The sequence below is a fragment of the uncultured Sneathiella sp. genome (genome assembly GCF_963973085.1).
Taxonomy (GTDB): Bacteria; Pseudomonadota; Alphaproteobacteria; order Sneathiellales; family Sneathiellaceae; genus Sneathiella.
On record NZ_CAXAXA010000001.1, the window covers coordinates 250,317 to 265,210 of the forward strand.

General features: G+C 59.1%; 14 protein-coding genes. 4 read left to right on the forward strand and 10 right to left on the reverse strand.

All coding sequences use genetic code 11. The features are described 5' to 3' along the window. Positions 1–10: 10 nt before the first annotated feature. The 3 genes from AACZ19_RS01145 to AACZ19_RS01155 all read right to left on the reverse strand — a co-directional run bounded on the left by AACZ19_RS01145 (position 11) and on the right by AACZ19_RS01155 (position 3,584). Positions 11–970 carry a ribonucleotide-diphosphate reductase subunit beta gene (locus tag AACZ19_RS01145; protein ID WP_339630341.1) on the reverse strand — a complete coding sequence of 320 codons (960 nt, stop codon included), beginning with the start codon at positions 968–970 and terminating at the stop codon, positions 11–13. Between the two features lie 45 nt (positions 971–1,015). Continuing rightward, the gene (locus tag AACZ19_RS01150) at positions 1,016–2,893 is read right to left on the reverse strand and encodes a ribonucleoside-diphosphate reductase subunit alpha (RefSeq protein ID WP_339630343.1); all 1,878 of its coding nucleotides are present in this window, start codon (positions 2,891–2,893) and stop codon (positions 1,016–1,018) included. Positions 2,894–3,401: 508 nt separating this feature from the next. Continuing rightward, positions 3,402–3,584: a DUF465 domain-containing protein gene (locus tag AACZ19_RS01155; RefSeq protein WP_339630345.1), complete on the reverse strand. Its 183-nt coding sequence runs from the start codon at positions 3,582–3,584 to the stop codon at positions 3,402–3,404. Between the two features lie 132 nt (positions 3,585–3,716). Between AACZ19_RS01155 and AACZ19_RS01160 the strand changes: the two genes are divergently transcribed. Next, a complete protein-coding gene (locus AACZ19_RS01160) occupies positions 3,717–4,298 on the forward strand; it encodes a UbiX family flavin prenyltransferase (protein ID WP_339630347.1) in 582 nt (193 codons plus the stop codon). 5 nt (positions 4,299–4,303) lie between these two features. On the opposite strand, the gene AACZ19_RS01165 is transcribed toward AACZ19_RS01160, so the two are convergent. Next, complete coding sequence (locus AACZ19_RS01165; RefSeq protein WP_339630349.1) at positions 4,304–4,993, reverse strand: hypothetical protein; 690 nt, start codon at positions 4,991–4,993, stop codon at positions 4,304–4,306. A 36-nt stretch (positions 4,994–5,029) separates the two neighbouring features. Beyond that, on the reverse strand, positions 5,030–5,602 hold the full coding sequence (locus AACZ19_RS01170) for a TIGR02444 family protein (protein ID WP_339630351.1): 573 nt from the start codon (positions 5,600–5,602) through the stop codon (positions 5,030–5,032). Between the two features lie 151 nt (positions 5,603–5,753). Between AACZ19_RS01170 and AACZ19_RS01175 the strand changes: the two genes are divergently transcribed. Beyond that, a complete protein-coding gene (locus AACZ19_RS01175) occupies positions 5,754–5,963 on the forward strand; it encodes a DUF465 domain-containing protein (protein ID WP_339630353.1) in 210 nt (69 codons plus the stop codon). Positions 5,964–6,009: 46 nt separating this feature from the next. On the opposite strand, the gene AACZ19_RS01180 is transcribed toward AACZ19_RS01175, so the two are convergent. Continuing rightward, entirely contained in the window at positions 6,010–6,747 is a 738-nt protein-coding gene (locus tag AACZ19_RS01180) for a GGDEF domain-containing protein (protein ID WP_339630354.1), read from the reverse strand. A 195-nt stretch (positions 6,748–6,942) separates the two neighbouring features. Here AACZ19_RS01180 and purE point away from each other — a divergent pair, with 195 nt between their 5' ends. Together purE and AACZ19_RS01190 are read left to right on the forward strand one after the other, a co-directional pair. Then, complete coding sequence (purE, locus tag AACZ19_RS01185; protein ID WP_339630356.1) at positions 6,943–7,431, forward strand: 5-(carboxyamino)imidazole ribonucleotide mutase; 489 nt, start codon at positions 6,943–6,945, stop codon at positions 7,429–7,431. 15 nt (positions 7,432–7,446) lie between these two features. Continuing rightward, positions 7,447–8,535 carry a 5-(carboxyamino)imidazole ribonucleotide synthase gene (locus AACZ19_RS01190; RefSeq protein ID WP_339630358.1) on the forward strand — a complete coding sequence of 363 codons (1,089 nt, stop codon included), beginning with the start codon at positions 7,447–7,449 and terminating at the stop codon, positions 8,533–8,535. A 3-nt stretch (positions 8,536–8,538) separates the two neighbouring features. Here AACZ19_RS01190 and AACZ19_RS01195 read toward each other — a convergent pair whose 3' ends face one another. The 4 genes from AACZ19_RS01195 to AACZ19_RS01210 all read right to left on the reverse strand — a co-directional run bounded on the left by AACZ19_RS01195 (position 8,539) and on the right by AACZ19_RS01210 (position 14,710). Further along, a complete protein-coding gene (locus AACZ19_RS01195; RefSeq protein ID WP_339630359.1) occupies positions 8,539–9,273 on the reverse strand; it encodes an SDR family oxidoreductase in 735 nt (244 codons plus the stop codon). An 86-nt stretch (positions 9,274–9,359) separates the two neighbouring features. Further along, a complete protein-coding gene (locus AACZ19_RS01200; protein WP_339630361.1) occupies positions 9,360–11,033 on the reverse strand; it encodes a SulP family inorganic anion transporter in 1,674 nt (557 codons plus the stop codon). Positions 11,034–11,091: 58 nt separating this feature from the next. After that, entirely contained in the window at positions 11,092–12,819 is a 1,728-nt protein-coding gene (locus AACZ19_RS01205) for an adenylate/guanylate cyclase domain-containing protein (protein ID WP_339630363.1), read from the reverse strand. Positions 12,820–12,898: 79 nt separating this feature from the next. After that, the gene (locus AACZ19_RS01210; RefSeq protein ID WP_339630365.1) at positions 12,899–14,710 is read right to left on the reverse strand and encodes a methyltransferase domain-containing protein; all 1,812 of its coding nucleotides are present in this window, start codon (positions 14,708–14,710) and stop codon (positions 12,899–12,901) included. Between the last annotated feature and the right edge of the window lie 184 nt (positions 14,711–14,894).

Below are 14,894 nucleotides of genomic sequence, written 5' to 3' on the forward strand. Positions count from 1 at the left end.
TTACTCACCCTCAAGCAAACGCCTCGTCCCACGTCCCCTTTGTCGCCGCCTTCGAGTATTCCGTGGCGCGGTTCTCGAAGAAGTTGGTGTGCTCGACGGCGTTGAGGATGGCATCGAGCCAGGGGAGCGGGTTTTTCTCGATATGGTAGATTTCATCGAGGCCGAGCTGGGAAAGCCGCCGGTCGGCGATATAGCGGATATAGGCCTTGATCTCCTCCGCCGTCAGCCCCTCGATATCGCCGGCGCCAAAGGCGAGGTCGATGAAGGCGTCCTCATGGATGACGATCTCGCGGCAGGTCGCATAGAGCTCCTGACAGAATTCCTTCGTCCAGATTTCCGGATTCTCGTTAATGAAGGTCTTGAACAGCTTGATGATGGAGTGGCAATGCAGGCTCTCGTCGCGGACGGACCAGGTGACGATCTGCCCCATGCCCTTCATCTTGCCGGTGCGCGGGAAGTTGAGCAGGATGGCGAAGCTGGCGAACAGCTGTAACCCCTCGGTGAAGGCGCCGAAAACGGCGAGGGTCTTCGCAATCTCCGACTTGTTGTCGACATTGAACTGCTGCATATAGTCGTATTTGTCCTTCATCTCCTTGTAATGGAGGAAGGCGGAATATTCCGTCTCGGGCATGCCGATGGTGTCGAGAAGATGCGAATAGGCGGCGATATGCACCGTCTCCATATTCGAGAAGGCGGCGAGCATCATCTGCACCTCGGTCGGCTTGAAGACGCGGGTGTAGTGCCGCATGTAGCAGTTGTTCACCTCGATATCCGACTGGGTGAAGAAGCGGAAAATCTGGGTCAGCAGATGCCGCTCCGAGTCCGAGAGGGTGTTATGCCAGTCCTTCACATCATCGGCGAGCGGCACCTCCTCGGGCAGCCAGTGAATCTGCTGCTGTTTCAGCCAGGCGTCGTAGCACCAGGGATAGGAGAAGGGTTTGTAGACCGGCTTGGCATCGAGCAGGGACATGACGGATATCTATTCTTCACGTAATCGGTTTGGGGGTGCCCCGCCCTACTGGCAGGCGAGACATTCATCGTAATCGACGGCTTCACCGGCGGATTCAAGCGCGGCGGTCACCTTCGGCGCGAGGCTGGCGGCAAGCTCGCGCAGCTCCTCCGGCAGTTCCTCCCGCATGGCGACAACCTCGGCGCGCTGCATGGATTTGGAGCGGCAGTAATAGAGGCTTTTCACGCCCTGCTTCCAGGCCATGAAATGAATCTGGTGCAGGTCGCGCTTGTGCACATCGGCGGGCAGGAAGATATTCACCGACTGCGACTGGTCGATCATCGGCGTGCGGTCGGCGGCAAGCTCGATAATCCAGCGCTGGTCGAGCTCGAACGCGGTCTTGAACACGTCCTTCTCGTGATCGTCGAGGAAATCGAGATGCTGGACGGAACCTTCCTTGACGGTGATCGAGCTCCAGACATCCTCGTTATCCTGACCCTTCTCGGCGAGCAGCCGCTTCAGATGCGGGTTGCGCACGTTGAAGCTGCCCGAGAGCGTCTTGTGGGTGTAGCTGTTGGCCGCGGCCGGTTCGATCCCCGGGCTGGCGCCACCGCAGATGATGGAGATGGAGGCCGTCGGCGCAATCGCCGTCTTGTTGGAGAACCGCTCGTTAAAGCCGTAATCCGCCGCATCCGGGCAGGCGCCGCGTGTCTTCGCCAGCGACTTGGAGGCCGCATTCACGCCCTTCTGGATATGGGTGAAGATTTTCCGGTTCCACACTTTTGACATCACTGATTCCAGCGGCACTCTTTTCGCCTGCAGGAAGGAATGAAAGCCCATGACGCCAAGGCCGACGCTGCGCTCGCGCGCCGCGGCGTATTTCGCCCGTTCCATCTCGTCCGGTGCGCGGTCGATGAAGTCCTGCAGCACGTTATCGAGGAACAGCATGACATCCTCGATAAAGCCGTCCTGCCCTTCCCACTCGTCATATTTCTCAAGGTTGAGCGACGACAGACAGCAGACCGCCGTCCGCTCCTTGCCAAGATGATCAATGCCCGTCGGCAGGGTGATCTCGGCGCAGAGGTTGGAGGTTTTAACCTCCAGCCCGGCAAGTTTGTGATGCTCCGGCATCAGGGAGTTCACCCGGTCATTGAAGATGATATAGGGCTCGCCTGTCTCGACACGGGCCGTCAGGATGCGGATCCAGAGGCTCCGGGCGCTGACGGTGCGGACAACCGCATGGTCATGCGGGCTGGTGAGCGCCCATTCCTTGTCTTCCTCGACCGCGCGCATGAAAGCATCGGAGACGAGGATGCCGTGATGCAGGTTCGGCGTCTTGCGGTTGGGATCGCCCCCGGTCGGACGGCGGATTTCGATAAACTCCTCGATCTCCGGATGGGAGATGGGCAGATACACCGCCGCCGAGCCCCGGCGCAAGGATCCCTGGCTGATGGCGAGGGTGAGGCTGTCCATGACGCGGATGAACGGCACCACCCCGGAGGTCTTGCCGACCGCGCCGACGCCTTCACCGATGGAACGGAGATTGCCCCAGTAGCTGCCGATGCCGCCGCCTTTCGACGCCAGCCAGACATTTTCCGTCCAGAGATTGACGATGCCTTTCAGGCTGTCATTCGATTCATTGAGGAAGCAGGAGATCGGCAGGCCGCGCGACGAGCCGCCGTTCGAGAGAACCGGCGTCGAGGGCATGAACCAGAGCTTGCTGATATACTCATAGATGCGCTGCGCATGGGCATCATCCTCGCCATAGGCGCTCGCCACCCGGCCGAACAGGTCCTGGAAACTTTCCTCGGGCAGAAGGTAGCGATCCTTCAGCACCGCCATCCCGAATTCCGTCAGATATTTGTCGCGACTATGGTCAATCTGGACCCGCGCGCCATCCTTTACCTGAACGATATCCGTCAACATATCGACCGTATCCAGCATTCTTCTTACCCCTTCCAGATCTCACTTATACTCGGGAATCGGCTGGCGCCAATTCCGATAATTATATTTCGCTCCGCTTGCCATAAATTTGTAATAATTTCCCGGTATGCTGGTTGTTTATTCCGGTCATTACAAAAATACGTCATTTTTGGTGTCGTTAGCGGAAGTCAATACCTACTTAAACACATCATTAACCACTACATATTGTATAAACGCTCACATGGCGTCAACTGGTTGTGGTAAAATTTTGAAAATTAATACGCTTGACGAATCGGCAAAAAGGAAATTACGCGGGAAACCCGCATTTTTCCGGTTTGAGATTGTGATAATTCTATCGCAACCGGACGCCCTTTGATACCCTTCTCACCGCTTTTTTTTGGAAAAAAACCGTTCTCTCCACGCGGTCGAAATGGGCGGCGGAGCCGGGCTGCAAAAAAAGCGCCGAAACTGATTTCGGCGCCGATCTGCTCCCGCGACGGGAGGTTAAATACGGTATATAAGTCCCTCGTTAATGGGTGACTTTATCCTCCGACGAGAGCAGGGTTATTCTCTCCTTTATCCTGAGTTTTTCGCGTTTGAGTTCACTGATATGCACATGATCTGCGGACGGGCTGGCCATTTCATTTTCGATTTTTTCTTCGATGCGGTGGTGTTTTTCGGTCAGCTGTGCAACATGATCTGCTGTGCTCATAGTGTATCTCCTTTGTTAATAAACGGCAGGACGCTGGCGGACCAGCGATAGACAACTTTATATTACAGAATTATGAATAGAGTGACTACGATTCAATGCCACAGGGCATGATTTTTGAAAGAAAATTATAATATGGCGCAAAATCAACGACTTGTAATCGGGATCAGCGGGGCCTCCGGAGCATCGCTCGGCATCCGCCTGCTCCAGGCCTGCCAAAAGCTCGAGCTGGAGACCCATCTGGTCATCTCCAAGGCTGGCGAAATCACCATCGCGCAGGAGACGAACAAGAGCGTTTCCGAGGTTAAGGCCCTTGCCTCCCATACCCATAAATCCGCCGATATCGGCGCCGCCATCGCCTCGGGATCGTTTCAAACAATGGGCATGGTCGTTGTGCCTTGCTCCATCCGCACGATGTCGGAAATCGCAACGGGCGTGACCTCCAGCTTGCTGACCCGCGCTGCAGACGTAACTTTAAAGGAACGCCGTAAGCTGTTGCTCGCAGTAAGGGAAACGCCGTTTCATACCGGGCATCTTCGGACCCTGACCCAGCTCTCCGAGATGGGCGCGATCATCGCGCCGCCGGTCCCCGCCTTCTATACAAAGCCCGAAACAACCGCAGAGATCGTCGATCAGTTCACCGGCCATCTGCTCCGCCTGATGGGCATCGACAATGACCTCGCCCGGGAATGGACCGGACTGAAGGGTGGCGCCTGAGCCCCTTATTTCCCGAATTTCTGGAAAATAGGGTAATAGAGCCCTTCGCACATGCCGACAAATGCCTCCCGCTGGCTTTCCGGATAGTTGAGGTCGCTCACCCGCTTATCGCCGCAGGCGCCGATACATCCATCGAGCGGGCGCCGCATCCCTCTCTCGGTATTCACGGTCTTTTTCGCCTGGCAATAGGCCAGCTTGTCTTTCATCAGCGCGATGCGCTGCGCCAATGTCATGCTCTCCTCGGGCTTTGGCTTGGGCGGCGGATTGGCGGCATACACCCGCTTATACTCGGCGTTGCATTGCTGAACGGCGGCGGCATCGGCCGCATTCTTGGTGGCCGCTGAACAGGCCTGGGCGCAGGGCCTGTCCTTCCTTGTCTGGCAGAACCGCGCCTGATCGCGCAGGACCTGGCCCAATTCCTTTGGCTGCTGGGTGACGGACGGCTTGCTCGCCTGCAATGCGTCCCGATAGAAACGATCGCATTTCTCACCGAGAGCCTTGTTGTCCGGATTCTTGGCCGCGACCAGGCATATTTTCGCGCAGCCATATTCCTTTTTCGACTTGCAGGCCTCGGACTGGTTCGAAAGCTGAGTCTTGCGCGCTTCCGACGCAATGGCCGCCTCCGGCAGCGCCGCCATGATCGTCAGCAGGGAAAGGATGCTTGTGATAAAAAGGAATGTCTTTCGCTGTCTCATGAACTCTTCTTTTTTCACTCTTCTTATCATTGAGAACTACAAATGGGGTCCGAACAGGCCGGTCAGCCGCGGTTCGGCCTCGGGAAACGCCTGCCGCCAGATCAGCAAGAGGTCGGCGAGATCATCGGGCGCGAGGGTGTCAAGAACACGGCCGAGATAGGCGGCAAGGTTATCGGCGGCGGCCTCCCCGCGCTCACTCGCGCCGAACGATCCGGTCGCGGGCCGCTTCAGGATGTCATTGAGAAACTGCAGCTCCATATGCTCGGCGAACAGCTCGCCATCGGCAATGCCGCGCCGGAGCTCTCCGCCAAGGCGGGCATCAATGGGAGCCGTCGGTGCTTTGAGATAACGGCGGACATGGCGAAGCGGTGCCACGACCTCGTCCTGCCAATGCGCGCCGGCCTCGATCCCGGCCTCAAGCTCCGCTTCGGAGAGGCGCCCGCGACCGCTCGCTGCCGCCCAGATACAGAACAGCAGCAAATTGACATCCAGGGCGCGCCGCTCCTGCAAGCGCAGGCAGGCCGCCGCGACGTCGGCATCGCTGTAGAGCCGGAGGGCGTAATCCCAGAGCTGGGAGGGCGGAAAAACCGCTGAGGAAAAAATCGCCATTTGCCACAGCGCCCCTTCTTCAAGTAATATGACCTATGCTGGGATTGTCCCCGGAAAAGTGATAAATTACTGATAATCCTGATGCAATACCTGAAAACAGGTTAGCATAGCTGTCGCTTCATTGGAAAATAGTTGTCGGAGTGCCTTTCATATGGCGGAAATTGATGAGCAGGAAATGCTCAGGGCGAGACTGGAACAGCTTAGAACCGAACATGGAGACCTTGACCGGGCGATCGATGCGCTGATCGAAAGCGGTAATTACAACTCGCTGCAACTTCAACGACTCAAAAAGCGCAAACTCATTCTCAAGGACCAGATTTACCGGGCGCAAAATACCCTGCTCCCCGATATCATCGCCTGAATTTTTACTTCCGCCGTCATCACACCGAATAAGACACCCCGCCGCGCTACGCCTCGCTGCGATTTTCGCCCTTGTGCTTTTCCTTGTACATTTCCGTGTCGGCAGCGGTCAGGGTCTGTTCCGGATTTTCCCCGGCGCTGATGGGCACAATACCGGAGGACAGGCTGGTCGGCAGGGACGCGCCTTTCCAGATGATCGGCTTTTCGGCAAACAGCTTGGGCAAGCGGTCGATCAGATGCCGGGCATCCTGCGGCTTCGTCCGGGAGAGGATCAGGCCGAATTCATCGCCGCCCAGCCGACCGACGATATCGGTATCGCGCACGCTTTCCTTGAGCCGTAACGCCACCTGCGAGAGCACATAGTCCCCCGCCTCATGGCCAAGGCTGTCATTGACCGACTTGAACTGGTTGAGATCGATATAAACGAGGCTGGCTTCGGTCTGGTACCGTTCCACCGAGGCTTTCACCCGCGCCAGCTCCCGCACGAAGGCGCGGCGATTGTAGATTGGCAGGAGCGGGTCCTGATCGGCCACCAATTCGGCATCATTGAGGCGCCGGGTCAGGTCCCTGATCGACTGGCGCAGGCTTTCCACCTCCGTCATCAGGGTGGTGATCGCCTCCTGCACGCGGGGGGTCAGTTCATTTTCCGGTATGCCAAGGACGGAGGCGCTGTCGTTGATGTCCCGCGCCGGGCTGGTGTAGCTGGCGCTGTTCTTCGTGACTGACTTCCGGCTCTCTCCCGTCGCACGTGTCGACCTGCTCTGGCCGCCTGGCTCAATTTTCATATGATCCCCGATCCCCTGATCTGAATAATTTTACGAAAGTTTAGAGTAAATTAACCGAAAATTCAAAGTATTCTCTTTATAAAAGGCGCTATTCCGGCGCTTCGCGAGGCAGGTTCAACCTTCCCTTGCGTCTTTGTACTGCATGCCTATAATCGCCTGCTTCGAACCGCCAGGGGTCACAACAGGGAACATCGAATGACCAAACAGGACGCTGAAATCGGGATCATCATGGGCAGCCAGTCTGACTGGGAGACCATGAAGAATGCCGCCGATGTGCTGGACACGCTGAAAATTCCCTATGAGACAAAAATCGTCTCCGCCCATCGTACGCCGGACCGGCTCTATGAATATGCGACCCATGCGGCGGCCCGCGGGCTGAAGGTGATTATCGCCGGCGCGGGCGGCGCGGCCCATCTGCCGGGCATGACCGCCGCGATGACCCCGCTTCCCGTCCTTGGCGTTCCCATCGAGAGCAAGTCCCTCAAAGGCATGGACAGCCTGCTTTCCATCGCCCAGATGCCGGGCGGCGTTCCTGTCGGCACATTGGCCATCGGCAAGGCGGGCGCGATCAATGCCGCCCTGCTGGCAGGGCAGATCCTCGCGCTCTCCAATGAGACCTACGCCAAGGCCGTCAGTGACTGGCGAGCGAAGCAAACCGACACCGTCGCCACCGACCCACAATAGCAAGGCAATCCCCAGATGACAGTAATCGCGCCCGGCGGGCATATCGGAATTCTCGGTGACGGGCAGCTTGGCCGGATGATGGCCATCGCCGCCGCCGAAATGGGGTATTTCGTCCATGTCTTTGGCCCCGAGGAGAACAGCCCCGCCGCCCAGGTCAGCCACCGCTCCACCGTTGCCGCCTATGGCGACAAGGCGGCGCTTGAGACATTCGCCAAAAGCGTCGATGTGGTGACGCTGGAATTCGAGAATATCCCGACCGACACGCTGGAATTCCTGAATGCACTGGTCCCCGTGCGGCCGAACGCGAAAGTGCTGGAGATCACGCAGGACCGGCTGTACGAGAAAAGTTTCATTAACAATCTCGGCATCGGCACGGCAACCTTTGCCAATGTCGAATCCATCGACGAGTTGGTCGCGGCGATCAAGCAGATCAAGCTCCCGGCCATCCTGAAGACCCGGCGGCTCGGCTATGACGGCAAGGGCCAGGTCAAGATCACCGGCAGCAGCGACCTAGACGACGTCTGGAAAGAGATGAAGAATGCTCCCTCCATCCTTGAAGGGTTCGTCAATTTCAAGATGGAAATTTCTGTGATCGTCGCCCGCAGCACGCAAGGCGAGATTGCCTGTTACTGCCCGGTCGAGAACCGCCACAAGAACCATATCCTCGATATCACGCTGGCGCCCGCCGACATTCCGAAGCGGCTCGTCGACAAAGCCATTGAGGTCGCCGGGAAAATCGCCGCCAAGATCGACCTTGTGGGGATGATCGCGGTCGAGATGTTCGTGACCAAGGATAACCAGATCCTCGTCAACGAGCTGGCCCCGCGCCCCCACAATTCCGGCCACTGGACGATCGAGGGCTGCGCCACCAGCCAATTCAAACAGATCATCCGCGCCGTCTGCGGCCTGCCGCTCGGGCAGCCCGAACGGCACTCAAACGCGGTGATGACGAACCTGATCGGCGATGATGTCGAGTCATGGGGCGCCCTTCTGGAGGACCCGGAGAACAGCCTGCATCTCTATGGCAAGGCTGAAGCCCGCGAAGGCCGCAAGATGGGCCATGTCACGAAACTCTTCGCGCTCAACCAGAAGCCGAAAGCCTGACCGTCAAATTGCCCAGCCGCCCGCAAAATAGAGCACCTGACCGGTGATATAGTTCGACTTGTCGGAAGCAAGGAAGAGGAGGTAGTCGCCCGCCTCCTCCTGTGTGCCGAGACGGCGAAGCGGGATCTGCGAGGTGATTTTCTTGAATGCCGCCTCATTTTCCAGAAGTTCCTTCGGGAAATAGTCCGGGCTTTCGACGAAATTCGGCGCGAGGGCATTCACCTGGATATTATGGCGCCCGAGCTCCTTGGCCAGCGTCTGGGCGAGCGCGTTGGCCCCGCCGCGCGCCGCCACATACATGGAATAATTGGGAATGCCGTTCTTCGGTGCGGCGGAGGAAATGAACAGGATCTTGCCCCGCCCCGCCGCCTTCATATGCTTTGCCGCCGCCTTCGCGAAATGAAAGCCGCGCACCATCAGCGCTTCCAGCGTCCGGCGGAACTCCTCGATATCCGCCTCGTCAATCGCCGACTTGATCGCCGGATAGGCGTCGTTGTTGATCATCACATCGATCCGCCCCTCGGCGGCAATGACCTTTTCCACCAGTTCAGTGGGGTCCTGCTCGGCGAGCGCCTTCGTGCCGGGGATTTCGGTCTCGAATGCGTCGCGCGCCGCGGCGTCGCTAAAGGCCTCGTCCTGCGCATAGACCGTGGCGCCCTCGCCGAGCATCACGCGGCAGCCGGTCTTGCCCAGGAAATGCAGGGCGTCGGTGATCAGGATGATTTTATTGTTGAGCATTATTGTGGGTCCCGATTGTTAGCGTTTGTCTGGAAATGCCAACAATAGGACCTGCCCCGGCAAAGGCAAGGTCGATCTTCGGATGATCAGTGGCCGCCGCCCATGATGCCGGTCTTGACTTCATAATCCACGGCGACGCCATAGCTCGGGTCATCATCGGAATCGATCATCAGCTGCCCGGCGCGGTTAAGCAAACGGTGGCAGTCGCGCGACAAATGACGGAGCTGCACCGCCTTGCCAAGCGCCTCATATTTTGACGCCAGCATCTCGATCGCCTGAAGGGCAGACTGGTCGACGACACGGCTGTTCATGAAATCGACGATGACGACGGTCGGGTCCCCCTTGATATCAAACTGTTCCACGAAACCATCGGTGGAGCCGAAGAAGAGCGGTCCTTCGATCTTGTAGACCTTTTCGCCGCCCGGCAGGATTTCCGTCACCGCATGAATACGCCGCGCATTGTTCCACGCATAGACCAGCGCCGAGACGATCACCCCGACGACCACCGCCACCGCAAGGTCGCTCAGTACCGTTACCGCGGTCACCAGGATGATCACCAGCGTATCGGCGAGCGGAATGATCCGCATGATGCGGAGACTCTGCCACGCGAAAGTGCCGATCACCACCATGAACATGACGCCGACCAGCGCCGCGAGCGGGATCTGCTCGATCAGCGGCGAGGCAAAGAGGATAAAGGCGAGCAGGAAGAGCGCCGCAGAAATGCCGGAAAGGCGCGTCCGTCCGCCCGATTTCATATTGATCATTGACTGGCCGATCATGGCGCAACCGCCCATGCCGCCGAAGAATCCCGTGACCGTATTGGCGAGGCCCTGCGCCATGCATTCCTGCGACGCGCCGCCGCTTCTCTCGGTGATCTCACCGACGAGGTTGAGCGTCAGCAGACTCTCGATCAGGCCGATGGCCGCGAGGATCAGGGCGAAGGGAAAGATAATCTCCAGCGTCTCGAGATTGATCGGCACCATGGGAATGTGAAAGTCCGGGAGGCCGCCCTTGATCGAGGCCAGATCGCCAACCCGCGGCACATCGATGCCAAACGCGATCACGATCCCGGCAATAACCGCAATGCCCGCAAGCGGCGCGGGAATGGCTTTCGTCAGCTTCGGCATCAGCCAGATGATCGCCATGGTCGCCGCGACAAGACCGAGCATGGTGATGAGCGGTATGCCGCTCATCCAGACAACCTCGCCATAGGTATCGACGGACTTGAACTGGGTGAGCTGCGCCATGAAAATGACGATGGCGAGGCCGTTGACGAAACCGAGCATCACCGGATGCGGCACCAGCCGGATAAATTTGCCAAGGCGGAAGACCCCTGCCAGTAACTGCAGTATCCCCATCAACACCACGGTCGCGAACAGATACTCTATCCCGTGCAGCGCCACCAGCGAGACCATGACCACCGCAAGCGCGCCGGTCGCGCCGGAGATCATGCCCGGCCGCCCACCGATCAGCGCCGTGATCAGGCCGACGATAAAGGCGGCATAGAGCCCGACCAGCGGATGTACGCCTGCGACAAACGCAAAAGCGACCGCCTCCGGCACCAGCGCCAGCGCGACTGTGAGGCCCGAGAGTAACTCCGTCTTGATGCGACCCGGGGTAAAGCGGATCGGGGCCGCGTTATTGCGTCCGGCGGAAAACAGGCCGGTGACGGCGGCAAGCGTTGGCTTGATCACGTGATAAATTTCCAGTGTTTGGGAAATGTCAAATTCGCGCCGACCATAGGGGAAACGGGCATTCATGAAAAGTTTTTTATTGCAGCGCAGCAATTGACCGGAAAACACAGCGAGCGTCAGCAGACTATTTCGGCAGGCCCGCCGCGATCAGACCCTTGCGCAGCTTGTGGCGAATAACGGGTTCGCGCCAGCATTCCTTCTTGATGAATTGGGCGGCTGTCAGTTCCTTATTTACGGCCAGCGCCTTCTGCATCACGACTTCCGCCTCCTCTTGCCGTCCGAGCTCAATCAGCGCCGCGCAGCTATAAAGCCTGCTCCGTGAGGTTTGCGAGGGAAGTTCCGTCAGGGCCTGAACGGCCTGATCGAACCGCCCGGCACTAAAATGCGCAATCCCGCGTTCCTCGATACACCAGACCGGCAGCAGCCCATCCAGCTCCTCGGCCTTTTCAAGAAGCTTCAGTGCCTTTTCCGGTTCGCCGATGAAACTATAGAAGGCCGCCGACCGGGCGAGAATATAAGCGTCCGACGGGCTCAGCGCCATCGCCCGCTCATGATGATATTTCGCCGCCTCGAAATTCCCTTCCATCATCATGATCGCCCCCATGATGCGCTGGGCTTCCGGGTTGTTGGCATCCAGTTCAAGCGCCTTCTCGATGAAGCTTTTGTCTTTTGCCACCTCGAATTCCGGCAGCCAAGACGCCGCGCAGATCCGCCAGGCATAGGCGGGCCCATAGCTCGGATCTTCCTCAATCGCCTTGTCAAACCAACTGACGGCCTGACGCGAGTTATCATAGGTAATACCGCCGATACGATGCAGATCCAGCCCCCGTAGCATGAAATCATAACCATTCATATTCTCCGGCGGTTTGCGCCGGGCGGCCTCAATCGCGTCCGCCTCCACGCGACCAAGAATTGTCGCGGCGATCTGGGTCGTCATGGTGTCGAGCAATTCGAACAGATCGACGAACTGACGGGTAATCCGGTCTGTCCAGACGGCGATGCCGGTCTCACCATTGGTCAGCTCAAGCGACAGCCGGACCTTGTCACCGAGCCGCCGCACCTGCCCTTCCAGTACATAGGTCACGCCGAGATCATGGGCGACCTCGGATGGATTGGCCGTCGTCTCCAAATAGGCGAAGCTGGCGCTGCGCGAGGCGACATGCAGCTTCCTGAACCGGGCAAGCTCCAGTATGATTTCCTCGGTCAGGCCCTCCGCAAGGTAGCGCTGGTCCTCGTCCCCGCCCGCCGAGACAAAGGGCAGGACGGCAAGAGAATTAGGGTGGATGGTTTTGGCCGTTGCCGCCCTCTGGCTTGGCGCCGACAGGAAGACATGGGCGCCGAGATGCCCTTTCAGCCGGTACACCCGGATCGGATCGGTAATATTCTTGAAGCGCTGCTCGCCCAGATCATCGAAGGAATAGGGCGAGTTGCGCTTGATCTGGTCAAACAGGGCTTGCGAAAGATGGATTGTATCGGGATCGGCGCCTTGCTGGATGCGGGCGGCGAGATTGACGCCGTCACCAAGCAGGTCATCGCCGGACACCATGACATCCGCCAGATGCATGCCGAAGCGCATCTTCATCTTGCTGGCGATTTCCGGCGCCAGCCCGGCAAGGCCTTCCCGGATTCCGACCGCCGCCTTCACCGCGTTAATGGGGCTTGGAAATTCCGCGAGCGCGGCATCGCCGGCGCGATTGAAAATACGTCCCCCGCCCGCGTCTACCGTCTCCGTGATCAGTTTCTGGCAGATATCGAGATGTGCCGCCGTCTCTTCCTCGGCCATCTCCATCATACGGCTGTAGCCGACAACATCGGCGACCATGATTGTTGCAAGGCGTCGCTGCAGCGCCATTTTTGACTATCCATTTGCTGTCAGAATATCCCGACCAGCTAATTTAATATTGTCACACGGCCATGGCAATTGCGAGAGTTTACTTTTTAACCCGGCACCAGAACTGGTACATGCCCCGGAACAACGTCGGGTTTTCGGCCTCGATCTCGGCCCAGTTGGCGAGGTTGCGTCCGCCGGGATCATCGCCATGGCGGGCGCGGTAGGCTTCCATCACCCGGCTTTCCGTGAATTCAAAGCCGAGGAACTCCAGCCCCAAGTCGGTGATGGCCGCCTGCAGGCGCGGGATGTCGAAGCGCTGCTCATGGCGGTGGAAGAGAAGATCGCGGCAGCCGCTTAAAGAGTAGAAATCAAGCTCCCGCGTGACACCCTTCGCCGGATGTTCCTCCGGCAGGGCCAGAATTTTTTGGCGCAGCGCCCGCATGTCATCGAGATCGAGGGTCCCGATCCCCTCGCCCACCATCTCGCGGACCGCGACGACATCCTGCCGCGCACTCTCGCTATAGAGCGCGACCTTCATCACGCCACCCGGCGCCAGCAGATCGAGCAGCCCGCGCCAGGCCGCTTCCGGATCGGCCATATGATGCAGCACACCGCAGGCCTCGATCAGGTCGAACGGCCCGAGGGTATCTGGCAGGTCGAGGATATCCGCCTCGGCGAAGGTGACATTCCCGATGTCCAGCACCTCCGCCTGCCGTGCTCCGTAACTCAAGGACCGGCGGGAGAGATCGATGGCGGTCACCGTGCAATCCTTTATCCGCCGTGCCGTACGGAGTGCATGCCGCCCTGTACCGCAGCCCGCAACCAGCACGGCAGGCGCGGCACTCACCGGGAGCGGCGGTAGCGCGGGGAAGAGAGTGCGCAGAAGCGCTGGCAAGGTAGTTTCGCCCCCTGCCCTGAGGCCGCGCCAGCGCGGATAAGGGCTTTCCTCATATTGCGCGCGCACGGCCCGGGAGACTTTATCGCCGGTCGTCGAGAGCGACGGCAGCGTCGCCTTCAACACCCATTCGCGCATCTTTTCCGGCCCCATGCGGACTATCAGCTGGCCGCACCAGGGCAGCGCGGTCAGGGTCGTCTCGCCCTTCTCCAAAATCTCGTCCGCCATCTCCGGCTGAAGCGGGGCGTAAAGCGCCGCCAACAGCGCACTCTCAAGGCCGGTGACCAGCGGCGGCTCCCCCGGCGGCGGCGCAAGCGCATATTCACAGAGGGAAAGCTGCAGCGCGAGAAGGGCGATGACCTCCGGTTCCGCCGTCACCTCTCCGCCGAGGATAAGGCGCCGACCAGCCTCCACATGTGCCTCCATATCCGGCGCAGGAAGAATGAGACTGGCGAAGGCCGCGGCGATCACCGGCTCCGTCAGCGCCGCCGAAAACTTAGGCCAGTCGTCCTTGCTCTTGGGCGGGCTTTGCAGACCCGGGTGCCGCCGGAGTCGCGCCAGCAGCGCATTGATCATGCGATCACTCTCGACCCCGTCGCGGCCGAGACAGCGCAGCATCGCCTCATCCCCCGGCGCACCGAGGTCCGCCGTTCCGGCGCCCGCCACAAGGTCCGCCACTTCCTGCAGCGCGTTATCGGAATAATCGTCGAGCGCCGCCATCTTCAGTCCAGCGCGGATGGCCTCGCGATGCTTCTCCCGCCGACTAAGGAAACGGGCATAGCCGCGCCAGCCGAGCCGATACCCCTTGTCCGCCGTCACCGCTGCCTTGAAGGATTTCTCCGCCGCCTGCGTCTTCCCCTGATCCTTTAGCAAGAGCGCGAGATTGTAATGGGCCGGGGCAAGGTCGCGATGCTGCTTGAGAATCTGGCGATAGAGCGCCGCCGCCGCGTCCGTCTCGCCGCGCCGCTGCAGAGCCGTTGCCCGGCCCATCACCTGTTCTATTTCCGCTGCTCGCATAAAAGTCCTCCGGTTTGAACGGCCAATCTAGGGGAAATTTGAGGCAACCGCCACCCGCAAGCAGAGGAAATCTGCTCAAAAATGGTGCAGCGCAACATAAACTGATTAAATTCTGAGCCATTTAAGGCCCTCCCCCAACAGGAAGTCAGTCTAACATATTGAATTTATTATATTTTAAAAACTG